The organism is Pseudidiomarina sp. (genome assembly GCF_048267825.1).
GTDB lineage: Bacteria > Pseudomonadota > Gammaproteobacteria > Enterobacterales > Alteromonadaceae > Pseudidiomarina.
This window is the reverse complement of the sequence record NZ_JBLWWR010000001.1, coordinates 103347-130230: the sequence shown is the minus strand read 5'-3', so window position 1 is coordinate 130230 and position 26884 is coordinate 103347. Positions and strand designations below refer to the sequence as shown.

Sequence of the window (26884 nt, the reverse complement as noted above, 5' to 3'; positions counted from 1 at the left end):
CACGTATCGAAAATATCGTCGTTACTCACTTACAAACATACATGAATGTATGTATAATTATCGCCATCAAAAATCATTAACAAAGCACGAGGTATTTCCATGCAACAACGTTTTCGTAAGCCGTTGTTCGTATCTGTTTTAGCAAGTTCTATATTACTTGCTAGTTGTGGCGATGCTGAGCAGGCCGATTCTGGCGCCGCCCAGCAACAACAAATGACCGTGGGCGTCGTAACCATTGCCAGCCGTAGTGTTGATTTAACCACTACTCTTCCGGGTCGCGCAAGTGCGTTCCGTGTGGCCGAAGTTCGCCCGCAAGTAAACGGCATCATGAAAGAGCGCCTGTTTGAAGAAGGCTCAATGGTTACTGCTGGTCAGCAGCTGTACCAAATTGATGCCGCAATGTACGAAGCTGAGCTGGCCAGTGCTGAGGCTGAAATTGCCCGTGCCAAAGCTGCCGTTAAAGCGAGCAAGTCGCGTTTTGAACGCAGCAAAGGCCTTTTGACTGATAAAGCCATTAGCCAACAAGATTTTGATGAGGCCGAAGCGGCCTACTTACAAGCTGAGGCGCAGTTAAAAGTTGCGGAAGCAAACCTGTCACGCGCCCAACTTAATCTTGAATATACCCGCGTTAAAGCGCCGATATCTGGGCGTATCGGGCGTTCACAGCTTACCGAAGGGGCGTTGCTCAGTGTTGGTCAGGCACAAGCTTTAACCACCATCACCCAACTTGATCCTATTTATGTCGACATTGCACAAAGCACCAGCGATTACCTTAAGTTGCAGGCAGCAATAACTGATGGGCGCATCGTTACTGATGACGACAACCGCGCTGAAGTTACAGTTCGCGTTGGTGAAGACGGTAACTATAGTACGACCGGCGAACTCCTGTTCAACGAAGTAACCGTTGATCCGCAAACCAGCGCGATTACGCTACGTGCACGTTTAGAAAATGCGAATCACGCTATTCTGCCGGGCATGTATGTGCGTGCAGAAGTTGGAACCGGTGCTTTACAGAATGCTATTTTGGCACCGCAAACGGGTGTAACCCGTGACCCACGCGGCCGCGCCATTGCTTTTATCGTTAACGAAAAAGGCGAAGTGGAGCAACGATACTTAACCGTCGAGCGCACCGTCGGCAGTGATTGGGTTGTTACGGACGGTTTACGTGTTGGTGACCAAGTTATTGTAGAGGGCCTGCAAAAAATTCAGCCCGGTATGCCTGTCAAAACTGAAGAAGTGAAGTAAATCATGGCAAAGTTTTTTATTGATCGCCCAATATTTGCTTGGGTAATCGCGATTGTGATCATGCTTGCAGGTGGGCTTGCGGTAACGCAGCTCCCTATAGAGCAATATCCTGAAATCGCGCCACCTTCTGTGCAAATTAACGCCAGTTACCCAGGTGCCACTGCGGCCACCTTGGAAGAAAGTGTTACACAGGTTATTGAACAGAATATGAATGGTATTGATAACCTGAAGTATTTCTCTTCAACCAGTGATTCTGCAGGTAATGCCAGCATCACCCTGACCTTTGAAGCTGGCACCGACGCAGATATTGCGCAGGTTCAGGTGCAAAACAAACTGCAACTTGCCCTGCCCTTGTTACCACAAGCCGTGCAAGACCAAGGCTTAGTTGTCGCCAAGTCAAACAACTCGTTTTTGCTGGTTGCCGCATTAATATCTGATAACCCGGACATCGACCAAATTGACTTGGGCGATTACATTGCCAGCAATATGCAAGACCCGATTAGCCGCACCAAAGGTGTTGGTAATGTGCGCTTGTTTGGCGCGCCTTATGCAATGCGTATTTGGTTAGATCCGGATAAGCTTGTGCGATACAACATGAGTACGACGGATGTCGTGCTGGCGTTGCGTGAACAAAACAACCAAGTGGCAGCTGGCCAAATTGGTGGCACCCCGGCGGTTGAGAATCAACGCTTAACGGCGTCAATTATTGCGCAAACGCGCCTTGAAACCGTGCAGCAGTTCAACGATATCTTATTACGTGTAAACCCAGACGGCTCAAAGGTTACCGTTGCCGATGTCGCGGAAGTTGAACTCGGCGGCCAAAGCTATGGCACAGTTGCGCGCTACAACCGACAACCAGCCAGTGGCCTTGCGGTAAACTTAGCTACTGGCGCGAACGCACTAGATACCGCTGAAGCGGTGAAAGCAAAGTTGGCTGAGCTGCAACAGTTCTTCCCAGAAGGCGTAGAGATGGTGATTCCCTATGACACCACGCCTTTTGTAGAGATATCGATTCAGGAAGTGGTCAAGATTCTGTTTGAAGCGGTTATCTTGGTATTTATCCTGATGTTTATTTTCTTACAGAATTTACGCGCCACGATTATTCCATCATTGGCGATTCCAGTGGTGTTACTCGGTACCTTTGGCATCATGTCGGTGCTTGGGTTCTCAATCAACACCCTGACCATGTTTGGTTTGGTACTCGCCATCGGCTTATTGGTGGATGATGCCATTGTTGTCGTGGAAAACGTTGAACGCTTAATGAGCGAGGAGAAACTCTCACCACGCCAAGCCACCATTAAATCAATGCAACAAATAACCGGTGCCTTGGTTGCTATCGGTCTGGTTATGGCAGCTGTATTCGTGCCCATGGCATTCTTTGGTGGCTCAACCGGTGCGGTGTACCGTCAGTTCTCAATTACCATCATCTCTGCCATGTCGTTATCGGTGTTGGTCGCGATAATCTTTACGCCGTCGCTGTGTGCAACCATTCTTAAGCCTCTCGATCATAACCATGAACCTAAAGGGCTATTAGGCTGGTTTAACCGCATACTGGAACGCGCAACCAACAAATACACCAACTCAGTGCAATCAATCATAAAACGCAGCGTACGCTTTGTGGTGATTTACTTGGCACTTGTGGTTGTTGTGGGCTTCCTGTTTACGCGTATGCCAAGCTCATTCATCCCGAATGAAGACCGCGGCGTATTTTTAACGCAAATGCAATTGCCATCCGGTGCCACGCAAGAGCAATCGCGCGAAACTATGACGAAAATAGAGGACTACCTTCTTGATCAAGCCGAAGGCGTTCGCTCAGTCTTTTCCGTTGTGGGTTTCAGCTTTAGCGGCCAAGGTCAAAACTCAGGGTTAGCGTTCGTGCGTTTAACCGATTGGGATGAGCGCACCTCACCTGAGCTACAAATTGATGCAATTATTGGCAGTGCATTTGGCTACTTTAGTCAAATTCGTGAAGCCATGATATTCGCATTTAATTTACCATCCATTCCGGAGCTCGGCACCGCCAGTGGTTTTAACCTGTACCTGCAGGACCGTGGTGGACTTGGTCATGAAAGTTTATTAGAAGCACGCAATCAGTTGCTGGGCATGGCTGCTCAAGAGCCGATGCTGGCGGGTGTGCGTCCGAATGGCTTAGAAGACACCTCGCAGCTGCGTATTAATGTGGACTATGAAAAAGCAAAAGCACTTGGCTTGAGTATTAGCGACATCAATGCAACCTTGTCGAACGCCTTTGGTACCACCTACGTGAACGATTTTGTGGACCGTGGCCGCGTTAAAAAGGTTTACATGCAAGGTGTTCCAGAAGCCCGCATGACCCCCGATGACATCGGAAAATGGTATGTACGCAATGCCAGCGGTGACATGGTGTCGTTTGCATCATTCGCTGACACCGAGTGGGACTTTGGCCCACAACGGCTCGAACGCTATAACGGTGTTCCGGCTATGAATATTCAAGGCGAAGCAGCGCCAGGCTATTCATCGGGTGATGCCATGTTAAAAATGGAGCAGCTTATTGGTCAGTTACCTACTGGCATTGGGTATGAATGGACAGGTATTTCCTTAGAAGAGCGCACGTCGGGCGATCAAGCGCCATTGCTATATGCTCTGTCGCTACTCATTGTGTTCTTGTGCTTGGCAGCACTTTATGAAAGCTGGTCGATTCCGTTCGCAGTTATGCTGGTAGTACCGCTCGGTATTTTAGGTGCGGTTATTGCAGCTACCCTGCGCGGCTTGGAAAACGACGTGTATTTTCAGGTTGGGCTATTAACTACTGTTGGGGTTTCAGCCCGTAACGCGATTCTCATTGTTGAATTTGCGAAAGATTTACAAGCCCAAGGTAAAGAGTTGCTGCAAGCAACCTTGGAGGCCGTGCGCTTACGCTTGCGTCCTATCCTGATGACCTCATTGGCGTTCACCTTTGGCGTGTTGCCACTGGCGCTATCTACCGGTGCTGGTGCTGTGAGTCGTCAAGCGATAGGTACGGGCGTCATCGGTGGTATGCTAGGCGGTACGATACTGGCCATCTTCTTCGTACCTTTGCTGTTTTATATTGTGCGGCGTAATTTCCCACCGAAGCCGCCGTACGAAGACTAGCGGCTTTCAATAGGAACGTGCTAAGGTTGAGTGGTGTTTCATCACTCAACCTTTTTTATGCTGCATCGTTATTTTGTGATTATGTTGGCGCTCGCAGCTGTGCTGCTTGGCGTGCAACTGCCCAACTTCATTACCCAATATCAACAGCGCTTAGATGCGCAGTTGACTGAAGCTATGGTCTACTACAAAGAATATCAGCGCATTGCTGATACCTACCTAAACGGCGACATGAATGCTTTGATAAAAATGCATGAGCAGAGTGATAATCCCGTATTCAAAGAAGAAGCCACACCTATTCGCGAACTCATTCGACGCGTTGACCTCTACCGTCACGAGCAGCAACAATTGTCTCAGGGGTATTTAAAGCAGATTTGGTTTATTGCTACGGCAGCAAACCCAGAAATGCGCGACAACACTTGGCGGATGTATAGCTTTAACGTGCCGCTAACACGTCAGGCGGTGTTTACTGGGATTATTGCGGCACTGGTAGCTGTATTGGCTTTTGATGGCTGCTGGGGCGGTTGTAAACTTGCCTATCGACGCTGGGCCCGGCGACGTGAGAAACGCCACCTCCACCGACACTCCCGTTAACGGCGCTTACGTGTGGCGTCATCTTTAACTTCGTATTCACCTTCAATAACACCGTCGTCTTGACGATTACGTTGGTGTTCACGTTGTTGCTGATAATGCTGCTGAGCTTGTTTTTGTGCTTCGCGGGTCGCTTTGGTGAACTGCCACATTTGTTTCATTTGGCGGCGCTTACGCCACATCAGCGGTAATAATAATATCCAGCCGAACAACAGCAGTATTAAACCCATCGCTAAACCGACAAGCAATAACATACCGAACAGCAACCAACTGAGAATAACCATGAGCGGATTCGCCCCAGGTTGCGGCTTAACTTTTTGCTGCCATTGTTTAATGTAGATCAACATAGATAACCACTTTGTTCGTTAAAAGACCACGCCTATGAGTACTATATTGGGATCATTTAGGCTCAGACAAGCGTTCACTGCGTCGATCTTGTAACAATTTGAGAATGATGCTGGTTAGATTGACAATATTGAATACAGTTCCCGAAACACTCCCAACAACTATCGCGTAAGCTAAGCCGAGTAGTTCTGCAAGTAAGAACCAGCGGCGAATGCGGGTTGGATCATTTAATACAATGGAGCCAACGGTAAAGATAATCGAAGATATATAAGCTAATAGCAGCGGTATAAGCGGTTCTTGATTGCTCAACTCCCAACCAAAAAAAATGATATTTATTGCAACGAAGCCCCACAAAACAATGGGCCCACGCCAACGCAGTGCAATCACGTTACGCACCACCGCCATTGCCGTCACTACGCCGCCTGCTACCGCACCCAGCATAAAGAAATGCACAGACAAAGCGCCTAAAGCGCAGGCACTGACCATGCGATACCGATTCGCGGTGGTCTGCCGGTAGGCGATAAAATTAGCGATTAACGCAAGTAATCCAAAAAATTCAGCTATAGATATCACAGTTCACCATAAAAAAACGGTAATGAAAGCGTGTTGCCTCCATTACCGCCAGAATTACACGAATAATTACTTACGGTCTTCTGCACTCGCGTCACGAATGCCGCGAAACTCATTGCCCGAATACCAATTTGGCCAGTCGTCGCTATTCGCTAACTCGTTCCCTACCCAGTAATAAAGCCATAAGTCTTGCTGCACACCGCGCAAATCCCACTCCGGATCGAACTCATCAGCGGGTTTGTGATAAGCCACTTGCACATATTCGGCGCGCTTCTGCTTACCATATTCTTCACCAAACTCAATGTGGTCGTTGCCGCCTTTCGCATACAGCATAGGCACACCACGTTTCGCCAGGTTAAAATGATCTGAGCGATAAAATGAACCGGCTTCTGGTGTTGGCTCAGGTGCAATATAACGGTCCTGGTGCTCAACGTATTTGGCCAGATACTCTTCCATTTCAGAGTTACCATGCCCGACTACAACCATGTCTTTCATTGGGCCGTATACGTTAAGCACATCCGTATTGATACCACCAACAGCTTTACTTAGTGGCAACATTGGGTTGTCCGCGTACCAATCCGAACCCAATAAGCCACGTTCTTCGGCAGTTACCAAAACAAACACCACTGAACGCTCAGGTTGCGGCTGGCTTGCAAAAAATTCAGCTAAAGCCATAACCCCAGCGGTTCCGCTTGCGTTATCTTGCGCGCCATTAAAAATGCCATCATCAGGGTTTACCGGGTCAACGCCCATGTGATCCCAATGCGCCATGTAAATAACGTGTTCTTCCGGTTGTGACTTACCTTCGATATAACCAATTAAATTCGGTGAATCGAGGTAATCAAATTTGGTCGTAACACTTAACGACATACCCGTTTCTAACGGAACTGGCGCGAAGTCAGGTTGTTGCGCGGCGGTACGCATCTCATCGTAGCTGCTGCCAAGGCGCGCAAACAATGCGTCAGCACTTTCCTCGGTAATCCAACCTTCGATAGCAACGCGGTCCATGTTTTTGTTGTCACGCGCTAAATCGAAGCGCATCGGCGAACCACCAGCAATAACGCCCCAACCGTAGCCTGCCGGACCCGTTTCATGAATCACAATTGCGCCAGCTGCACCTTGACGGGCCGCCTCTTCAAACTTGTATGTCCAACGCCCGTAATAGGTCATGGCATTGCCATTAAATACTTCAGGATCTTGCGTGTCATAGCCAGGATCGTTTACCAGCATCACTACCGTTTTGCCTTCAACATCGAGGCCTTCATAGTCATTCCAGCCAAACTCTGGTGCCACAATACCGTAGCCAACGAAAACCATTTCGCTATCCGTAAGTTCAATCTCTTCTTGAACACGTGGGCTCCAGGCCATCATTTCTGTACGGTAATCAAAGGCTTCTAAATCGTCGGTATTAAAGTTCATTGCCGACACTTGCGTTGGCAGCATGCGTACTAAAGGTACCGGTTGCTGGTACGAATTATTTTCAGCATCGTAGGGTTTCAGCCCCCACTCGCGAAATTTTCCTTCCACAAATGCAACGGTTTTCTTCTCGCCTTCTGAAGCTGGCGCCCGCCCTTCAAATTCGTCAGAACTTAGAGTTTGTAAATAGTCGGTATAGTTTTCATTAAAGCTATACGGGTCGACATTTGCGTGCGGCTGCTCGGTTATCTGATTTGTTTGTTCTGCTGGGCTGCACCCAGCAAGTATAAATCCTGCTGCAGCCAACACCGAAAGGTGTTTTGTCATGTTATTCCCCTTATTCACAGCGTTTAAATTTACGCCCTAGATTTATGTTATAGCGTTCAAAATAGCCTTTGTTTAGCTCAACCGCACTGTAATACGGCACGCCTGGACGGTAGGCTGGACACAAATTCGGATCAATACTCGGGCAAGGCTCCATCGTAATAATGGAGACAATTTCCATATCTTTGTTTAAATATGCGATATCTAACGGAATCCGAGTGTTGTACATCCAGAAGCCAGCGCTGCCTGGGCGTTCATCCTGGTAACGAAACCACATACCGGCGTGGGCCGCTAACTCATCTCGCGCCATTAAACCACGCGCGCGACTGTCAAATGTGTCAGCAATTTCAACCTGAATACGATGATCATGCCCTTCGATACACAGCTCGGTCGTTGCCGCTGCGTGAGCAAACCAAGGTAACAGCAGTATTCCTATCCAAAATGGTTTCATAGGTCACCTACGTAATGACTATCTTATTAGCAGACTTAGTATCGCCTGAATGGCGCCAGAAAAAAAGGCAAAAAAAAGCCTCCAACTAAGGAGGCTTAACGGGAGCGACGATCACTTACTCAATAGTTACGATGGTTACCGTACCATCAGCGTTTACCGTCACATTTTGCGCACTGACAAAATTAATGGTGTCATCAACTTCAGGATCATCTGAAGTGTCGCAGGTCCAAGCTACCGTATAATCACCAGTAGCAACGAAACCGATTTCAAAGTTATAAGTGGTTGCGCCATCAAAGGTCACCCCAGTTGCAGTATAAGGTTCTGCTGCTTCGCTACCGCCAAAGTCCGCCATGGTGTCAAGCGCAACGTCGGCACCTGAATAAAGGTACACTGCCGCAACTGACTCGCTGGTATCCGCCGGTGCTACTGTGCACTGGTTATCAATCAGGAGCGCTTCAGCCAAAGTGCCTTCAATATGCCCAACTTCCATGTTATCAACTAAACGTACACCACGTGGCTTAAGAAAATAGCCTTCTTGCCCTACTGGATTAACCAACGCCTGGCGCAAATCAAATTCAATGGTGTAAGCAACATTGCTGCCCGCATCAAGCGTAAAGCTATCGAACTTCAATTCGTTTGAAGGTACTGACAATGGAATGCGCGTATCACCTACCAGTACATATGAGCCTTCAGCCATTTCTAAGCGCAATTGACCATAGTTACCAGCAGGTACTTCAACGCCAGCAAGCAAGTCTTCGGAATCAGAACCAGTGAACTCAAATAAGTTAATGCCGCGGGTATTCGGAATCACATCGCCGTTAGCATCCAGACAGGCATCGTTCGCCTCAATGGTGTTGTTATCTTCGCCAATGGTAAAGGTTTGCGGCCCTTGCGCATTCCCTACTAGCTCGACACTGTGAAAGCATGCCCAAACTTCATCAGCGGCATCCACAGGCGCATCACTAATCGCCAAACTAAACATTGCTGTATTTGAGTCGTCTGAATCTGAGCCACATGCAGCAACCAAAGTTGATGCTGCAATCACCGCAGCCAATGCCGTAAGTTTTCGATTTGTTAACATAAATCACCTCTTTGATTACGAAAGTTGCATTAGGTATAGCATAACGCGACGCGCTAGATAAGACTTTTACTTGCCCTTTACCTGCTTTGATGGCGAAACGTGCATTCATGTTAAATTCGATGTACGAGCTACCAGAATCATTGATTGTGTTCGGAATCCAGCTTAAAGTAGCCCAATTGATAAAGCCAACATGAAGACAACATGACCCAACAAAACGCAGAGCTTACGTCGCTGCGCCCTGCTCCACATGCTATATCGAAATTGCGTTGCGTAACTGCTATTGGCGGTGGTCACGGGCTTGGCCGCGTATTGTCCACGCTCGCTTTTTTAGAGCGCCGATTAATTGGCATCGTGGCCACAACGGATGATGGTGGTGCCAGCGGTATGTTACGCCGTAGTCACGAATGTATCGCCTGGGGTGACATTCGAAACTGCCTGTCCCAACTGGCTCAGCACCCTTTGGCGGCAGACGTGCTCAATTATCGTTTTTCCTCAGAACATGAGTTACACGGCCACAACTTGGGCAATCTATTGCTGTACACGCTTGATCAAGTGAGTGCGCGGCCGTTAGACGGAATTCAATTGCTGAGTCGGTTGTTGAATATCAATACCCGCTTGTTACCCATGTCAGAAATGCCGGTAGATTTGGTCGCAGCGACACATGACGGGCTGGAATGTTTTGGTGAATTACATGTTGATGGGTTGCTGCATATGCCCCAAAAACTCGCCTTGTCGCACCCCGTAACCGCAACACCCGAGGCGCTAGCCCACATTCGCCGCAGCGAACTTATCATTTTAGGCCCAGGTAGTTTTCTAACTTCAGTAATGCCGCCGCTGTTGGTGGACGAATTCGCGCAAACCATCGCAGATAGCAAAGCACCGGTCATATTTATTGATAATCTGGCTGCGGAAAATAGTCCGGCGGGCGAACTATCTGTCAGTCAGCGCTTGCAGTGGATGACGGAACAGCTCGGCATGCCGTTAGTTGATGCGGTGATAACAAATCACCCCGACCAACAACTCAATATGCCGGTGTTTAACCACGTAAATGCTGCTACCGAAGCACCGCAACGCCATGAACCGAATTCATTACTTGCAGCGCTCAATGCTGCAGTAACGCACTTTAGTTAAGGAATCTCTATGCGTTTTAAACAGTTAATTGCTGCCTCTTGTGTTTTGGCAGCCCTACAACTCCCGGCTCAAGCACAGTCGCTCGGGCTTGATGTCATTTACGACAAAACCGTACCTACCTTAGAACAGGCGCTCGGATATCCTGCGGGTTCACGTATCAGTAGCCCCGATGCCATTGAAGGCTATTTTAAACAATTAGCACAAAGCTACCCCGATCGCGTAAAGCTTGAATACTATGGCAAATCATGGGAAGGCCGTAACCTCTACTATGTCGTGATTTCAAACCCAACCCACATTGCCAATTTTGCAGAATATCAGCAAGGCATGAAACAACTGAGCGCTGCTGACTCAACCAAAGCATCAACCGCACAGAATCTCATTAAAACCCTGCCAGCAAGCGTTTGGCTGTCTTATGGCGTGCATGGTAACGAAATATCTTCGCCTGAAGCCGCTATGTTAACTGCATACCACTTGGTTGCTGCCACCGACGAAGCGACCAGAAGTTATCTCGATAACGCCATGGTGTTCATTGATCCTGTGCAAAACCCTGATGGCCGCTCGCGTTTTGTGTCGCGCTATTACATGACGACTGGGCTTGAGCACAGTGCTGATCGCAACTCAGCTGAACACAACGAGCCATGGCCTAGCGGTCGCTCAAACCACTACTTATTTGATCTTAACCGTGATTGGCTAGCGTTAACGCAACCGGAAATCAGTGGTCAAGTAGATGCGTTACTCGAAAACATGCCACTGGTCTTTGTTGATTTACACGAGATGGGTGGTGATACCAGTTACTACTTCACACCTGAAGCAGACCCGTACAACCCATTAATAACGCCGAAACAACGTGAAACTTTATGGGCCATTGGCGAAAACAATGGGCGTTGGTTCGATCAACGCGGCTATGACTATTTCACCCGTGAAATTTTTGATGCATTTTATCCTGGCTATGGCGCCAGTTGGCCACTTTATCACGGCAGCATTTCCATGACTTACGAAATGGCTTCTGCCCGTGGTCACGTATTTCGTACCAAAGACGGCGAAATCTTAACCTACGGTGATGGTGTTCAACGTCACTTCGTTGCTTCCATGGCAACCATTGAAAGTGTTGCACAGCAACGTCAACAATTGCTGCAAAACTTCTGGAACTACCGCGAGCAAGGCATCGAATTAGGCAAAGAAAGCAAAAAGCGTGTTTATCTGTTCTCTGGTCAAAACGATGCAGCGGGTACCCAACGGCTTTCAGGCTTGTTAACCCGCCACGGCGTTGAAGTTCAACAGGCCACCGAAGCCTTTAATGTGTGTGGGGTTGACTACCCTGCTGGTAGTTTCTGGGTCGATTCCGCGCAACCAGCTCACTATATGGTTCGCACGTTATTAGACCAGGAAATTGCTATGGACGACGATTTTATTGCTGAGCAAGAGCGTCGCCGCGCCAATAACTTACCCGATGAAATATACGATGTAACGGCTTGGTCGTTACCGCTCATGTTTAATCTTGAATACCAAACGTGTAACCGGGTTCCTCGCGCCGACAGTATGGTGGCTTCACGCGACCTAATTAAGCCGGGTAAAGTTATCAATAAAGACGCGCAAGTCGCGTACATTGTGCCATGGGGCGACATGAACGCTGGCCGTTTCCTGACTGCCGCTTTGCGTGCTGGCAATACCGTAAAACGTGCCGACATGGCGTTCACCCATAAAAGTGGACAACGCTACCCTGCCGGTAGCTTGGTTCTGACTCTTGCCGAGAACCCAGAGCTGGCGTCCAACATTGAACAAATGGCGGCCACCACTGGTGCAACCGTAATTGGTGTCGACAGCAGTTGGGTAACAGACGGCCCAAGTTTCGGTTCAAACAATACCAAGCGTGTTCACGCGCCGAATATTGCGATGCTGTGGGACGAACCGGTATCGAGCCTCAACGCTGGACACACCCGTTTTGTACTTGAGCAACAATTCGGTTATCCAGTCACCGCAATGCGGGCGAAGCAGCTCTCTGCAGCCGACCTCTCGCATTACCAAGTACTGATTGTACCGAGTGTGTACGGTAAATTGGATGCGGCATTTGGTGAGCAAGGTAACGAGAACATCACCAAATGGGTTGAACGCGGCGGTGTGTTAATCACGCTTGGTAATGCAACCCAGTGGGCCGTTGAAGGTGACTTGTTAAGCAGCGCACTTGAGCGTGTCATTAGCGAAGACCCTCAAGGGCACGGTACCGAAAAGCGTGTTGATGGTTTGGTTATTGAGTCCAAAGAACAACTCATGCACTACATTACGCCAGATGCTGCTGATCCGTACTGGACATCAGGTGTTCTGACCAATCTCGATGTGGACCAAGAACATTGGTTGAGCGCTGGTGTGAAACCAAACTTAGTGAGCATTACGGTTGGCAATCAAATCTATCGCCCGCTCAGCATTGAGCATGGACGTAACATTGTGAGCTATTCAGAAGACGTTTTAGCCAGTGGCTACTTGTGGGCCGAGAACAAGAAGCAGTTGCAATATAAGCCTTACTTAATGTGGCAACCGCGTCAGAAAGGTATGGTCATTAGCTTTACCCAAGAACCAACTTATCGCGCATATTTGGATGGTTTAAATGTGTTGCTGTTGAACGCAATATTCGGTGGTGCCGCTCACGCGACACCACTGCGTTAATCGTGTTTTAGGTTAGGTTTCTTTGTCGGCGCCAATGCGCGATGCAACGGCGCCGCGCTGATCTTTATATTTTGCGTCTTTACGCTTGCTGTAAGGGCGCAAACAATCTTTATCAAGTAATTCAAAGCTCAACGCACCAATTTTCATGAGTGGGCGCAATGCTAATGGTAACTTTCCGCTATTAAAGAACTCCAATACCACCTGCCCTGACCAGCCCGGATCAATCCGGTGCGCTGTTACGTGTACCATCAAGCCCAGACGTGCCAACGATGACCGACCATCGAGCCAACCCACCATATTCGCTGGTAGGGTTACCGACTCGTGCGTTACTGCCAAAGCAAATTCACCAGGATGAATGAAGAAGGCTTGATCAGGGGTTAAAACAATCGCATCACTCATAACCGATTTAATCGCGCTATCAATTTCTTCGCGAGGCCCGCTGATATCAATGAAGGCCGCCGCATGGTCCTGCAGCACCCTAAACTCATTTCCTAAATGGATATCAACCGTTACCCCGCTAATATCTTCCGACAGCGGTCGAGGCTCTAACCCGATGCGACCATCGTCGAGGTATTCTTCTATTTGACCATCCGTTAAACGCATGAGGACAAATTCTCCTTGTTATTATTCTAAGCTGTGCGCTTTTTGTAGGCTTGGCGATAAAGCTCTACTGCCAATTTATAGGCACTGTCTTTCATCAACTTGCTTAATGGCGCATCGGGTTGCGCGGCAACGAGTGGCTTACCTTCGTCAAGACCAGCACGTATGCGTGCATCTAAAGGCCACTGCCCTAACAACGGCACGTGCTCACGCTCAGCAACGCGAACGCCACCATCAACACCGAAGATAGCATCTTGATGTCCGCATTGACTACACTGATAGTAACTCATATTTTCCAACAAACCGGTAATTGGCACTCCAACTTTACGGAACATGGTAATGCCCTTTTCAGCATCAGCCAGCGCGACCGTTTGCGGGGTGGTGACAATTACTGCGCCAGTAATCGGAAGTTTTTGTGCAAAAGTAAGCTGAATATCACCGGTACCTGGTGGCATATCAACAATCAGGTAGTCGAGTCGCGGCCACTTGGTGTCGCGGAATAATTGTTGTAACGCAGCGCTCGCCATCGGACCACGCCAAATTGCTGCGTCTTTGGTATCCGTGAGGTAGCCTAACGAGCTTGCCCAAATACCGTGCCGCTGATGCGGGATCATTTTTTGCTGGGCGTTAATTTCCAACTTTTGCTCTTGCCCGCCCAGCATAGTGGGCAGCGACGGACCGTAAACATCCGCGTCCAAAATACCGACATTGGCACCAAGCTGTTGCAACGCCAGCGCCAACTGCACGCTGACAGACGACTTACCCACACCACCTTTTCCGGAAGAGATCACAATCACGTTTCCGAAGGTCATCGGCAACTCGGGTTGGGAATTCGGAAGTTTTTCGATTGCTAATTTTAGCTGCCATTTGAACTGGCCTAAATCGGCATCGGCACGCAACGGTTCGAGCACACGCTCATCCGCTGCGAAGGGTAAGGTTAACGTCGCATTTTCGGCGTCGATACTCACCCAGCTAGCTGGAATAGGTGCTGTCCATTCAGGCAGATGCACACGTTCCAGTGCAGCAGTAAGTGCCTGTTCCGTAATTTGGGGCGCGTTCGACTTCGGTGTAGCGGTGTCGGGGCTTTTGGATTTTTTGAAACGACCAAACATTAATTTCTCCCGCAACTGGCATGAACCCCGCATGATACGGCTAGTTCGGCTGGATTGCCAGCGCTGATTCAGGTACACTTCAAGGCTTTCAGCAACTCGGAATTAATGGATAAATTCATGCCGACAGCAACCCGCAAAATACTGGTGACTAACGCACTGCCATACGCCAATGGCCCGATTCATATCGGCCATATGTTGGGCTATATACAAGCTGACATTTGGGTGCGCTTCCAAAAACTTCGTGGCCATGAATGCCACTATGTGTGTGCTGATGATGCACACGGCACCCCTATTATGCTTAAAGCGCAGCAACTTGGTATTGCGCCGGAGCAAATGATTGCCGAAATGAACGCTGCTCACCAAGCGGACTTTGCTGACTTCCATGTTGCGTTTGATCACTACCATTCAACGCACAGTGATGAAAATCGCGAGCTGGCTGAACTCATCTACACCCGCTTGCGTGATCATGGTTACATTAAAACCAAAACCATCGAACAGCTATTCGACCCAGAAAAAGAGATGTTTCTGCCTGATCGTTTCGTAAAAGGCAGCTGTCCGAAATGTGGTGCTGAAGACCAATACGGCGACAACTGTGACGTGTGCGGCGCGACTTATGCACCAACCGAACTAAAGAACCCTAAATCTGCTGTGTCGGGTGCCACACCCGAGCTGCGCCAGTCTGAACATTACTTTTTTGATTTGCCAGCATTTGAACAAATGCTCAAAGAATGGACCCGCTCCGGTTCATTGCAAGACGAAATGGCAAACAAACTTAATGAATGGTTTGAATCAGGTTTGCAAATGTGGGACATCAGCCGTGATGCGCCTTATTTTGGCTTTGAAATTCCCGATGCACCCGGCAAATATTTTTACGTCTGGTTAGACGCGCCGATTGGCTACATGGGCAGCTTCAAGCACTATTGCAACACCACAGGCAAAGCTGATTTCGACAGTTACTGGCAGGTTGGTAGTGATGCAGAGCTTTATCATTTTATTGGTAAAGACATCATCTATTTCCACAGCCTATTTTGGCCAGCCATGCTCAAGGGCGCTGACTTCCGTCAGCCAACCAATGTATGGGCGCATGGGTTTATTACCGTGAACGGCACCAAAATGTCGAAATCGAAAGGCACCTTCGTTATGGCTCGCACCTATCTGGATCATCTTGATCCCGATTATCTGCGTTACTATTTTGCAGCCAAGCTGACCAATCGTATCGACGACCTTGATCTTAATCTCACCGACTTTGCCCAGCGCGTGAACGCTGATTTGGTGGGTAAAGTGGTCAATATCGCCAGCCGTTGTGCTGGATTTATTAGTAAAAAATTCGATGGCAAACTGGCGGATACAATTACCGACACGAGCCTGATTGATGAATTCAAAGCTGCCGGCGAAGGTTTTGCCCAAGCTTACGAAAAACGTGAATTTTCAAAAGCCATGCGCGACATTATGGCGCTTGCAGATAAAGCGAACTTCTATATTGCCGAAAAAGAACCATGGCAATTGATTAAAGACCCAACCAAAGCTGCGGAAGTACATGAGATTTGTTCAATTGGCATCAATTTATTCCGCCTGCTCATGATTTACCTCACCCCAGTGGTGCCAGCCTTAGCTGAGCGCGTTCAAACATTTTTGAATGACTCATTCACCTGGGAAAGCCATCAGGAAACTTTATTGGGCCACAGTATTAGCCCATTTAAAGCGCTCTTACAACGTATTGAAATGGATAAAGTAAACGCTATGATTGATGACTCAAAAGCACAAAACGAGACAGCTCCAGCCGTTACCAGCAACGGCGAACTAGAGCGCGACCCAATCAGCGCCGAAATCAGCTTTGACGATTTCGCTAAAATTGACTTGCGCATTGCACGTATTGCCAACGCTGAACACGTTGAAGGCGCCGATAAACTGCTAAAATTAACGCTCGATATAGGTGGGGAAACACGCCAAGTGTTTGCTGGCATCAAGTCTGCCTATGATCCAGACAAGCTTATTGGCCAACACACCGTCATGGTTGCCAACCTCGCCCCGCGCAAAATGCGTTTTGGCATGTCAGAAGGCATGGTGCTTGCAGCTGGCCCTGGCGGCGAAGAGCTCTATATTCTCAACCCGCACGATGGTGCTAAACCAGGGATGCGTGTCAAATAATGGTTGCCACCGTTCACCTGCATGCAGGAAAAGAAAAATCGCTACGTCGCTTGCACCCGTGGGTGTTTAGCGGCGCAATCGCTCGCGTAAAAGGCCAACCGAATGCCGGTGAAACGGTATCCATTCATAGTGCAGAAGGTGATTGGTTAGGCTATGCCGCCTGGTCGCCACAATCGCAAATCCGGGCGCGCGTATGGAGCTTTAATCAAGGCGAAACCATCAATGCGGACTTTTTCAATAAGCGCATCGCCGGTGCAAAAGCATTACGTGATGGCCTGCAAATAAATAGCAACGCCTATCGTGTAGTCGCCGCCGAAGCCGACGAACTGCCAGGTGTCACAATCGATAAGTACGACAACTGGTTGGTGTGTCAGTTATTGAGTACTGGCGCTGAGTATTGGCGCGATGCCATCGTTGCAGCGTTGCGTGCTCACTTTCCGCAATGCAATATTTATGAACGCTCTGATGTTGACGTGCGCCGCAAAGAAGGCTTAGAGCCGCTGGTTCAGGTTTTGTATAGCGCCGATGGTGAACTTCCCCCTGCTACGTTGTGGATAGAAGAAAACGGCTTACAGCTCGGTGTCGACATTCAATCCGGTCACAAAACCGGCTACTACCTTGATCAACGCGACAGTCGTGCTGCCATTCAAAAGTATGTGCAGGGCAAACGCGTGCTCAATGCTTTTAGTTATACCGGCGGCTTTGGTTTGTATGCGGCTGCAGCGGGTGCAGAAGAAGTCGTTAACCTTGACGTTTCAGCACCGGCACTTGCGCAAGCAACACTCAATCATGAGCGCAATAACTTGCCTGTGGCAAACTTGGTTAACCGCCAGGAAGATGTATTTGAGGCACTACGCAGCTTTCATCAGTCTGGTCAGAAATTTGATGTTATCGTGCTTGACCCACCAAAATTTGTTGATAGCAAAGCGAACTTAACCCGCGCATGTCGTGGCTACAAAGACATTAATCGGCTTGCTTGTATGATCCTGAAGCCTGGTGGCACCCTCTTCACGTTTTCATGCTCAGGCCTGTTATCCGGTGATTTATTTCAAAAAGTAGTGGCTGACGCAGCGCTGGATGCCAAGCGTCCGTTGCATATTATTGAGCATTTATTTCAGGGTGCTGACCACCCTGTGCGTACCAACTTTCCCGAATCGCTTTATTTAAAGGGTTTGGTACTTCGCGGCTGAGTCCGTTAGTATTGTTTGTATATAATGACTCACGAAATATCTCGCAATAAGGTGGTTTAGCATGAGCACAGCAACAATCTTCGATAAAATCATCGCGAAAGAAATTCCGGCTGAGATTGTTTATGAAGACGAACTCAGCTTGGCGTTCAAAGACATTAACCCGCAAGCACCCGTGCATTTGCTGATTATTCCCAAGCAACGCATTGCAACCATCAATGATCTTGAAGAACATGATCGTGAGCTGGTTGGCCACCTGTATATCGTTGCCGCGCGTTTAGCGCAGCAATTTGGGTTTGCCAAAGACGGCTATCGTGTCGTTATGAACTGCAACGAAGACGGTGGGCAATCGGTGTACCATATTCACCTCCACTTGCTGGCTGGTGTAACAATGGGCTGGCCGCCGTTCGCCAATAACCGCCCTAAACAATTAGGTTAGCCATTATGGCACGTCCACCATTCAAAAAGCCTAGTGCGGCGGAATTAAAGCAACGTCTTTCTGAAATGCAGTACTATGTTACGCAGCAGGATGGCACCGAACCGCCTTTCCAAAATGCTTACTGGAACGAACATCGGCGCGGAATTTATGTTGATGTGGTTAGCGGTGAGCCGCTCTACTCGTCTAACGACAAATTTGATTCAAGTTGCGGCTGGCCGAGTTTCACCAAAACCATTAGTGAGAACGCAGTTGCTACGAAAGATGATCGGAAGTTCGGCATGGTTCGTACGGAAATTCGCAGTGCTCAGGCTGATTCTCATTTAGGGCATGTGTTTGACGACGGCCCACTCCCTTTGGGTACACGGCATTGCGTGAATTCCGCTGCAGTAGAATTCATTCCACTTGAAGAGATGGAAGCGCGCGGTTATGGCGACTGGATCGCTCACATTCAGTGAACGATCCTGCCTTAGTTTACTTATTGCCGGCAGCAATACCTTCCCGACGCGGGTCGGCGCCACCATACAAGCGCCCATCGGACAGCAAGCTAATGCCATGCAGGCCGCTATTTAAGTCTTGTACGCGCACCTGATGCCCTCGCTGGCGCAATGCTTCGGCTAACCCCTCTATTTCAGTATTGCGCTCCAAGCTGGTCGCCCCGTTTAAATTCGTCGCGTGCGGTAAATCGATAGCTGCCTGCATATCGAGATTCCAGTCTAATAGTGCAACCAATGTCTGCGCAACATAATCGATGATGCGCGCTCCGCCGGGTGAACCTAAAGCGTGTAGCGGTTGCCCTTCGTCATTAAACACGATCATTGGCGACATTGAACTGCGTGGCCGCTTGCCTGATTCAACCCGATTTGCGACGGGTTTTCCGTCAACTTCAGGAACAATTGAAAAGTCAGTGAGTTGGTTATTCAGTAAAAAACCGGCCGCCATCACACCTGAACCAAAGCCCATTTCAATACTGGCTGTCATTGAAAAAACGTTGCCATCCGCATCCACAATACTCACGTGGGTGGTATTCGGTAACTCGGGCGATTGATCGTCGGCGTAAGTGTGTTCTGTGAACACGCCTGCTTCAGCCGCGCCCATATCACGCGTGCTAATTAGCTGCGCACGTTCACTCAAGTAGCGCTTGTCGAGCATCGCGTTAATCGGTACATCAACGAAATCGTTATCGGCAATGTACCGATTACGATCGGCGAATGCCAAGCGTGAAGCTTGGGTAAAATGATGCACCGCATTTTCAGAGTTAACCGCCCATTGCCCTACTGGGAAGTTTTCTAAGATGCCGAGAATCTGCAGCACGGTAATGCCGCCCGAGCTCGGTGGCCCCATACCGCAAACCTCATACACGCGATACTCAGCACAGACTGGTTCACGCAACTTCGCGCGATATTGCATGAGATCATCGTGCGTTAATTTACCGGGGTTTAATGGCGCGTTCTGTACCGCATCAACGATTGCATCCGCAACGGGGCCCTGATAAAAACCATCCGCGCCATTGGCCGCAATCAAGCGAAGCGTATGCGCATATTCCGGGTTCTTCTTAATAGTTCCAGCCACTAAGGGCTCACCATTTGGATAAAAATAGTCTTTACCTGGTGCCATCGCCAGCAGACCCGGACTAAGTTCCAACTCAAGCAAACGTTGCAGTCGTTGCGATACAACAAATCCATTCTCGGCAGCATCAATAGAGCTGGCGAATAGGTTCTGCCAAGGTAATTTACCCCATTGCGCATGCGCCAACTCAAGCCCACGAACAATCCCTGGGGTACCCACAGAGCGCCCGCCAGTTACCGCATCCATAAAACTTTCTGGCGGTTGGCCTTGTGCATCTAAAAACAACGCAGGGGTTGCACTTAAAGGTGCCGTTTCGCGCGCATCAATAGTATAAAGTTTCTGATCAGCAGCATGCCAATACAAAATAAACCCACCACCGCCTAGCCCCGACGATTGCGGTTCAGTTAGCCCAAGCATCGCTTGCACAGCAACGCCCGCATCAATAGCGCTACCACCTGCCGCAAGTATCTGCTCACCCGCTTTAGCGGCGGCAGGCGTGGCTGCAGCGGCCATATGTTGGGTTGCATACACGCCGGACTTCTCGGTAAAGCCAGTGGCAGCCTCTGGGTCAGTTGCAGTATTTTCTGTTTCTGATTTGAATTCTGTTTTTGGTTCGGGGTGCGCTGCTTGTTCAGTGCACCCAAAGAGTGCAGTAGAAAGCACGAACAAAACGAAAAACAACATGTAGCGCATTGTTATTATCCTTATACACGGCAAAATATAACGCGAACGTTTACAGCGAAAGTCATAACCATCTATCATACGTAGACTCACGCTATTGAACAACGATAAATCCCAGAGGATACGCATGTCAGAACGCCTTCAAGTTATTATTTGTGCGCTGGTTATCGCCACAATTGCACTGTGGTTGCCCTACTACCAACTTGAAGCTGGCTCGCTATTGAACCAGTATGACTATGCACGCTCAGAGGTCTGGCAGCAGCCATGGAGAATTCTCACCGCACATGTGTTTCATCTCGACGCAACGCACGCCATTTACAATGCAGTGGGGTTACTCATTGTCACGGGTTTATTTGCCCAGCATTTTACTGTGCGCACTTGGTTCAATGCTCTCGCCATCATTGCGTTGGTCTGTGTTGTCACCGTTTGGCTTGTTGGTGTACCGGAGCACTTTGTTGGCCTATCGGGGCTGATTCACGGGTTATTATTAACGAGCTTGCTGTTGGAATGGTCAAAACAAGGTTACGCCAAAACTGATTGGCTGCCACCGTTAGCAATCGGCCTATTGAGCCTCAAGGTTCTATTGGAAATATTTAATCTCATGCACAGCAGCGTACTGTTAAGCGCAGGCGACGAATTTGGGTATATTCATTTAGGTGGCTTACTCGGAGGTATTATTGCATGGCGCTTACATAGAAAACGCCTGGCTTCAATTGCAGCACAACCGAAACCAGACGCGTCAACACCACCCAACGACTAAAAACCTGGTTACAGCACAATACGCTCTTTGTTTAAATCAAGCATACGCGGACCAATTCCTTTCACTTGCATCAATTGGTTGATGTCAGTGAATTGACCCAATTGATTGCGCAACTCGATAATGTCTTTGGCACGCTTAATGCCAACGCCTGTTAACCCATAAGCCAGCTGTTCAGCATCGGCTGTATTGATGTTTATTGGGTTAACTTGGCTTACCGACTGCACAGGAGCGGCAATTAAAGGGGCTGCTTGTAATGGTGAAATCAGTACCAGCGGCGATAACATTGAAGCAAAAATTAATGTCTTCCGTAACATAACACTCTCCTAATTAACTAAAATGTTGCGGCGCTTATAGCGCCACATACCATGCAAGATCAATAAGTTCGTGCATGGTTAGGAGTGTATCTGCTGGTACAAAATGTAGCTAAGAAATATTACGGATTAAGCCGTCAGCGATTGATTAATCGCATGTAGTGCTGCTACTGGGTTATCTGCCTGCGTTATTGGCCGGCCAATAACCAATACTTCAATACCTAACGCAGCCGCTTCAGGTGGCGTCATGATGCGACGTTGATCGCCCTGCGCAGCACCCACCGGACGAATACCTGGTGTAACCCGAATGAAGTCATGACCACATGCATCAGCAATAGCTTCCGCTTCCCATGCTGAACAAACCACGCCGTCAAGCCCGGCCGACTTCGCCAACTTAGCCAAATGCAATACATGTTGTTTGGCGGAACTGTTAATGCCGATTTCTAGTAGGTCGTCTTCGGTCATGCTGGTCAATACCGTCACGGCAATCACCAACGGTGGATTCGGCATATCGGCGACGGCTTCGCGCGCAGCTTCAAGCATGCGTTTACCGCCGCTGGCATGCACGTTAACCATCCAAACACCGAGCTCAGCTGCGGCACGCACCGCCTTTTTCACCGTGGTTGGAATATCGTGGAATTTCAAATCCAAAAATACTTTAAACCCGCGCTTTACCAGCTCGCGAACAAAATCAGGGCCTGCGCTGGTAAACAACTCTTTACCTACCTTTAAACCACATTCTTGCGGTGACAATTTATCAATCAAGGGCCAGGCTGATTCTGCATCGGCATAATCAAGTGCCACAAATACGGTTGTTTGCGTTGTCATTTACTCTCCATCTAAACCAATAATAGGCTTAATCTCACCCCACGTACGGCACGACGGGCAATGCCAATACAAGGTACTTCCTGAAAACCCACAATGCCGACAACGGTACTTCGGCCGCTGTTTCATTTGCTGTTGCACCATGCGTTGTAGCATTTTTAAACTATCACGGGCTTTACCTATGTCTGCCGCGCGAATATGAAAGTCCATCAGTTTATGGAAACCCTTCATGGTTGGGTTTTCCATCAAGGTGTTCTGCACAAATTGCTCGGCCGCTTCAATGCCGTTTTCACGTGCAATCATTTCCGACAACATCACTGCCGCAGAGGTTGAATGGGCACTTTTTATACACTTATGCAGAAACTGAATCAAACCACCAACGTCGTCCAGTTCATCGTAACAAGCTTTTATAAGCGGCAAGGCTTCACTAATAAATTCAGGATCTTCATCTAAAATACCAACCAATAATTTTTGTGCCTTGCGATACGCACCTTGGTTGTACCACATACGCCCTAAGGCCAATGCTGCGCGAACACAATCAGGGTCATGTTGGCGGGCTTTAAGGTAGTATTTTTCCGCGTGTTCAGTGTCATTTTGACGTTCGGCAAGCTCACAATACAATTGCGCAACCAACACTTCGGCACTGCGATCGTAACGCATTAATTTCAGCGCAACTTTTATCGCTTTATCCCACTCATGAGTCGACTCATACAATTCCAGCAAGTGACGTTGGCATGCCTCACGAAATTGTTTATCGCTCTGCAAAGCCAGCAGCATTTCTTCAGCACGGTCATAAATGCCCGCAGCTAAATAATCCAAGCCAAGTTCGAACATCGCCTGACGTCGCTCTTGCTCACTAATCGCCGGACGCGAGGTTAAGTTTTGATGAATTTTTATGGCGCGATCAAGCTCACCGCGGCGCCGGAATAACTTGCCGAGGGCCCAATGTGTTTCCAACGTATCGGAATCGACATCAAGTAACTCGATGAATAAATCGACTGCTTTATCGGGTTGATCAGAGAGGAGTAAATGAAGACCCGTAACATACTGACGCGAGAACTGTTCTTGCTCTTGACGGTTTTCATTGCGAACGCTGTTACGCCCCATGAACCAACCATAGGCAGCTGCAACCGGAAGCAGAAGAAACAGTAGCTCTAACATTACGGCGCGCTCTTAGAACTCACCAATTGTTTTTTCACCTTGCGCAGATCACGTCGTAACATGAGTTGCGCACCGAGCATGCTTAATAAACCAATAATAAAGCCTAGCGCTAAAAATATCGCAGCCAAGGCAGCTACGCTTACTTGCTGCTGTACCACAATAAAATCAACGTCAATTACGTGCTTATTGAGCGCGCCAAATGCCACTGCAATCAGAAATAGTACAATCAAAGGAAGGCTAACAAAAACGAATCGAATCATATTCTTTCCTGTCTCGCGCATATAAAAAAACGGCATGCTTACTATAGCATGCCGTTCTCGTTAACTCGACGTTAAAATTATCCGATATTATCGACCCGCTCTCGCAGTTCTTTGCCCGGTTTAAAGTGCGGCACGTATTTACCATCAAGCTGCACTTTTTCACCAGTTTTCGGATTACGCCCTTCACGTGGTGCCCGATAATGCAGTGAGAAACTTCCGAATCCACGTATTTCGATACGCCCACCAGAGGCCATATACTGCGCCATCTGTTCGATAAGCTCCTTCACCGCATCTTCAACCTGACGCGGAGAAAGCTCTGGGTACAACTTCGTTAACTGGGAAATCAGTTCCGATTTTGTCATCACATGCTCCTCTACTAATGCGTCAATGCCTTCAGGTTCACATAAAGCGTGTATTAATCGTCGCTTTTAGCCGCCTTGAAAGCTTCAGCCATTGCGTTAGTGAAGTCAGCATCGTCTGACTGCTTGCTGTTCACTGTATCAAGAGCTTCTTTCTCTTCAACTTCGTCTTTAGCACGAATTGACAGGCTTAAGGTACGGTTCTTACGGTCAACGCCCATGAAACGAGCTTCAACTTCGTCACCAACTTTCAATTCAGTGGTTGCATCTTCAATGCGCTCACGTGAAATATCAGCAACTCGAACATAACCTTCAACGCTATCACCTAGCTCAACTTTGGCACCTTTGGCATCAACTTCGATGACCTTACCTTTAACAATAGCACCTTTTTTGTTGGCCGCTAGGTAATTGTTGAACGGATCTTCTTCTAATTGCTTAATACCTAACGAGATACGCTCACGCTCAGCGTCAACTTGTAGAACTACAGCAGTAACTTCTTCGCCTTTTTTGAAGTCGCGAACCGCTTCTTCGCCAGTAGCGTTCCAGCTGATGTCTGACAAGTGAACCAAACCATCAATACCGCCATCAAGACCGATGAAGATACCGAAGTCAGTGATTGACTTGATCTTGCCTGAAACTTTGTCGCCCTTGTTGAAGTTCTTCGCGAACTCTTCCCACGGGTTAGCTTTACACTGTTTCAAACCAAGTGAAATACGACGACGTTCTTCGTCGATTTCAAGAACCATAACTTCAACAACGTCATCCAAGTTAACAACTTTAGAAGGATGTACGTTTTTGTTGGTCCAATCCATTTCAGATACGTGAACCAAACCTTCAACGCCTTCTTCGATTTCAACGAAGCAACCGTAGTCAGTTAAGTTGGTCACACGACCTGTCAAACGATGCCCTTCAGGGTAACGTGCTGCGATATCAGCCCATGGATCAGCGCCTAATTGCTTCAGGCCGAGTGATACACGAGTACGTTCGCGATCGAATTTCAATACTTTTACATTGATTTCGTCGCCAACATTTACCACTTCGCTTGGGTGCTTAACGCGCTTCCAAGCCATATCAGTGATGTGCAACAAGCCGTCAACGCCGCCTAAATCTACGAATGCGCCGTAATCAGTCAGGTTCTTAACGATACCCTTAACTTCTTGGCCTTCTTGCAGATTTTCAAGCAGTTCATCACGCTCTGCACTGTTCTCAGTTTCAATCACTGCACGACGTGAAACAACAACGTTGTTGCGCTTCTGGTCAAGCTTGATAACTTTGAACTCTAATTCTTTGTTTTCCAGGTGTGTCGTTTCACGAACTGGACGAACGTCTACCAATGAACCTGGTAAGAACGCACGAACGCCACCTAAATCAACAGTGAAGCCACCTTTAACTTTACCGCTAATTAAACCGGTAACAGTTTCTTGGTCTTCATAAGCTTTTTCCAGCTGTAACCAAGCTTCGTAACGCTTCGCTTTCTCGCGTGACAAGATTGTTTCGCCGAAACCATCTTCAACCGCGTCAAGAGCTACATCAATCTGGTCGCCAACTTGAACTTCTACAACGCCTTCAGCGTTACGGAATTGTTCAACAGGGATAGCGCTTTCAGATTTCAGGCCTGCGTCTACAAGTACTACGTCGCGGTTAATCGCAACGATGGTGCCTTTAACAATTGAACCCGGGCGAGTTTCGACCGTCTTTAGGCTTTCTTCAAACAGCTGTGCAAAATTTTCTGTCATATGTGTTAACTACTTTCAGTTAAGTACGTCCACCAAGCACTCCCGAATGGCGGGGTTGTTCAAATTAATCTGTTCGCATTCCTTGCTACAGACGCCTAAGCTGGCAACTACTATTAGCTGCCGGTCTCAGATTTGGAGAGCTTGCCGTGGGCAAACTCGAGAATTTGATCCACCACATCATCGATGCTCAAATTCGTTGAATCTATAAATAGCGAACCCTCAGCAGCACGCATTGGTGCAACCGAGCGGTTGGTATCCCGATCATCGCGTTCGCGAATTTCGGTGATTAATTGGTCAATTTTAGCATCTATTCCCTTTTCCTGCAATTGCTCAAAGCGGCGCCTTGCACGCTCTTCGGCGCTAGCAGTTAAGAAAATTTTTGCCGCAGCATCTTTAAACACCACAGTGCCCATATCGCGGCCGTCTGCAACTAAGCCAGGTAACTCTTTAAAAGCTCGCTGACGACGCAATAACGCCTCACGGACGCGCGGTAAAGCTGCTACTTTAGAGGCCATATTCGCCACATCCTGCGTACGAATAGTCATGGTGACGTCTTCGCCTTCCAGAATAATGTGCGTTAGCTCCGGATCTTCTTCGACATCAAATTTCACATCCAATGAACCAGCTAATGCTACAAGGCTTTCTTCATCATCCGGTGCAAAGCCATGATGCAAAGCAGCCAATGCTAAAACGCGATAAATTGCGCCGCTGTCGAGCAGGTGCCAACCGAGTTTATCCGCAAGAATGCGACTGACAGTTCCTTTGCCAGAGCCACTCGGGCCATCAATCGTGATAACGGGTGTGTTTTTGGTCATG

General features: G+C 48.4%; 24 protein-coding genes and 1 pseudogene. 10 read left to right on the top strand and 15 right to left on the bottom strand.

The features are described 5' to 3' along the window. The first annotated feature begins 99 nt into the window (after window positions 1–99). Genes ACN0UN_RS00650 through ACN0UN_RS00640 form a run of 3 tightly spaced genes read left to right on the top strand, consistent with a single transcriptional unit; the run spans window position 100 to window position 4947 of the window. Complete coding sequence (locus tag ACN0UN_RS00650) at window positions 100–1245, top strand: efflux RND transporter periplasmic adaptor subunit (RefSeq protein WP_417658261.1); 1146 nt, start codon at window positions 100–102, stop codon at window positions 1243–1245. A 3-nt stretch (window positions 1246–1248) separates the two neighbouring features. After that, on the top strand, window positions 1249–4356 hold the full coding sequence (locus ACN0UN_RS00645) for an efflux RND transporter permease subunit (protein WP_417658260.1): 3108 nt from the start codon (window positions 1249–1251) through the stop codon (window positions 4354–4356). A gap of 33 nt (window positions 4357–4389) precedes the next feature. Further along, window positions 4390–4947 (top strand): DUF2937 family protein, encoded by a 558-nt coding sequence (locus ACN0UN_RS00640; protein WP_417658259.1) that lies wholly within the window; start codon window positions 4390–4392, stop codon window positions 4945–4947. Here ACN0UN_RS00640 and ACN0UN_RS00635 read toward each other — a convergent pair. The 5 genes from ACN0UN_RS00635 to ACN0UN_RS00615 form a co-directional block, all read right to left on the bottom strand. Continuing rightward, on the bottom strand, window positions 4944–5291 hold the full coding sequence (locus tag ACN0UN_RS00635) for a hypothetical protein (RefSeq protein WP_417658258.1): 348 nt from the start codon (window positions 5289–5291) through the stop codon (window positions 4944–4946). The two genes, ACN0UN_RS00640 and ACN0UN_RS00635, sit on opposite strands and share 4 nt — an antisense overlap. A 52-nt stretch (window positions 5292–5343) precedes the next feature. Beyond that, a complete protein-coding gene (locus tag ACN0UN_RS00630; RefSeq protein WP_417658257.1) occupies window positions 5344–5862 on the bottom strand; it encodes a YgjV family protein in 519 nt (172 codons plus the stop codon). A gap of 66 nt (window positions 5863–5928) precedes the next feature. Further along, window positions 5929–7602 (bottom strand): M28 family metallopeptidase, encoded by a 1674-nt coding sequence (locus ACN0UN_RS00625; protein WP_417658256.1) that lies wholly within the window; start codon window positions 7600–7602, stop codon window positions 5929–5931. A 10-nt stretch (window positions 7603–7612) separates the two neighbouring features. Beyond that, window positions 7613–8050: a DUF192 domain-containing protein gene (locus ACN0UN_RS00620; RefSeq protein WP_417658255.1), complete on the bottom strand. Its 438-nt coding sequence runs from the start codon at window positions 8048–8050 to the stop codon at window positions 7613–7615. 115 nt (window positions 8051–8165) lie between these two features. After that, window positions 8166–9131: a DUF4382 domain-containing protein gene (locus ACN0UN_RS00615; protein WP_417658254.1), complete on the bottom strand. Its 966-nt coding sequence runs from the start codon at window positions 9129–9131 to the stop codon at window positions 8166–8168. A 201-nt stretch (window positions 9132–9332) separates the two neighbouring features. Here ACN0UN_RS00615 and ACN0UN_RS00610 point away from each other — a divergent pair, with 201 nt between their 5' ends. Together ACN0UN_RS00610 and ACN0UN_RS00605 are read left to right on the top strand one after the other, a co-directional pair. Beyond that, complete coding sequence (locus tag ACN0UN_RS00610) at window positions 9333–10262, top strand: gluconeogenesis factor YvcK family protein (protein WP_417658253.1); 930 nt, start codon at window positions 9333–9335, stop codon at window positions 10260–10262. 9 nt (window positions 10263–10271) lie between these two features. Beyond that, window positions 10272–12923, top strand: a complete 2652-nt coding sequence (locus ACN0UN_RS00605) for a M14 family metallopeptidase (protein ID WP_417658252.1) — start codon at window positions 10272–10274, stop codon at window positions 12921–12923. 12 nt (window positions 12924–12935) lie between these two features. On the opposite strand, the gene dcd is transcribed toward ACN0UN_RS00605, so the two are convergent. After that, window positions 12936–13526 carry a dCTP deaminase gene (dcd, locus tag ACN0UN_RS00600; RefSeq protein ID WP_417658251.1) on the bottom strand — a complete coding sequence of 197 codons (591 nt, stop codon included), beginning with the start codon at window positions 13524–13526 and terminating at the stop codon, window positions 12936–12938. 26 nt (window positions 13527–13552) lie between these two features. Beyond that, a complete protein-coding gene (gene apbC / locus ACN0UN_RS00595; RefSeq protein WP_417658250.1) occupies window positions 13553–14635 on the bottom strand; it encodes an iron-sulfur cluster carrier protein ApbC in 1083 nt (360 codons plus the stop codon). Between the two features lie 117 nt (window positions 14636–14752). Here apbC and metG point away from each other — a divergent pair, with 117 nt between their 5' ends. The 4 genes and pseudogenes from metG to msrB all read left to right on the top strand — a co-directional run. Then, on the top strand, window positions 14753–16783 hold the full coding sequence (metG, locus tag ACN0UN_RS00590; protein WP_417658249.1) for a methionine--tRNA ligase: 2031 nt from the start codon (window positions 14753–14755) through the stop codon (window positions 16781–16783). After that, on the top strand, window positions 16783–17973 hold the full coding sequence (locus ACN0UN_RS00585) for a class I SAM-dependent rRNA methyltransferase (RefSeq protein WP_417658248.1): 1191 nt from the start codon (window positions 16783–16785) through the stop codon (window positions 17971–17973). The genes metG and ACN0UN_RS00585 overlap by 1 nt, the downstream gene beginning before the upstream one ends. 61 nt (window positions 17974–18034) lie before the next feature. Continuing rightward, on the top strand, window positions 18035–18409 hold the full coding sequence (locus ACN0UN_RS00580) for a histidine triad nucleotide-binding protein (protein WP_417658247.1): 375 nt from the start codon (window positions 18035–18037) through the stop codon (window positions 18407–18409). A 38-nt stretch (window positions 18410–18447) separates the two neighbouring features. Continuing rightward, a pseudogene (gene msrB / locus ACN0UN_RS00575) lies at window positions 18448–18864 on the top strand (peptide-methionine (R)-S-oxide reductase MsrB); the annotation flags it as partial. 16 nt (window positions 18865–18880) lie between these two features. On the opposite strand, the gene ggt reads toward msrB, so the two are convergent. Then, on the bottom strand, window positions 18881–20668 hold the full coding sequence (ggt, locus tag ACN0UN_RS00570) for a gamma-glutamyltransferase (protein WP_417658246.1): 1788 nt from the start codon (window positions 20666–20668) through the stop codon (window positions 18881–18883). Between the two features lie 115 nt (window positions 20669–20783). On the opposite strand from ggt, the gene ACN0UN_RS00565 reads away from it, so the two are divergent. After that, entirely contained in the window at window positions 20784–21416 is a 633-nt protein-coding gene (locus ACN0UN_RS00565) for a rhomboid family intramembrane serine protease (protein WP_417658245.1), read from the top strand. 8 nt (window positions 21417–21424) lie between these two features. On the opposite strand, the gene ACN0UN_RS00560 is transcribed toward ACN0UN_RS00565, so the two are convergent. The 7 genes from ACN0UN_RS00560 to cmk form a co-directional block, all read right to left on the bottom strand. Next, the gene (locus ACN0UN_RS00560; protein WP_128351458.1) at window positions 21425–21730 is read right to left on the bottom strand and encodes a ComEA family DNA-binding protein; all 306 of its coding nucleotides are present in this window, start codon (window positions 21728–21730) and stop codon (window positions 21425–21427) included. A 126-nt stretch (window positions 21731–21856) separates the two neighbouring features. Further along, window positions 21857–22555, bottom strand: a complete 699-nt coding sequence (gene pyrF, locus ACN0UN_RS00555; RefSeq protein ID WP_417658244.1) for an orotidine-5'-phosphate decarboxylase — start codon at window positions 22553–22555, stop codon at window positions 21857–21859. Beyond that, complete coding sequence (gene lapB / locus ACN0UN_RS00550) at window positions 22556–23713, bottom strand: lipopolysaccharide assembly protein LapB (protein ID WP_128351456.1); 1158 nt, start codon at window positions 23711–23713, stop codon at window positions 22556–22558. Continuing rightward, complete coding sequence (locus tag ACN0UN_RS00545; protein ID WP_417658243.1) at window positions 23713–23973, bottom strand: lipopolysaccharide assembly protein LapA domain-containing protein; 261 nt, start codon at window positions 23971–23973, stop codon at window positions 23713–23715. The genes lapB and ACN0UN_RS00545 overlap by 1 nt, the downstream gene beginning before the upstream one ends. A 77-nt stretch (window positions 23974–24050) precedes the next feature. Continuing rightward, entirely contained in the window at window positions 24051–24335 is a 285-nt protein-coding gene (ihfB, locus tag ACN0UN_RS00540) for an integration host factor subunit beta (protein ID WP_128351454.1), read from the bottom strand. 53 nt (window positions 24336–24388) lie between these two features. Next, entirely contained in the window at window positions 24389–26068 is a 1680-nt protein-coding gene (gene rpsA / locus ACN0UN_RS00535; protein ID WP_417658242.1) for a 30S ribosomal protein S1, read from the bottom strand. A gap of 113 nt (window positions 26069–26181) precedes the next feature. Continuing rightward, entirely contained in the window at window positions 26182–26883 is a 702-nt protein-coding gene (gene cmk / locus ACN0UN_RS00530) for a (d)CMP kinase (RefSeq protein WP_128351452.1), read from the bottom strand. Window position 26884 lies beyond the last annotated feature (1 nt).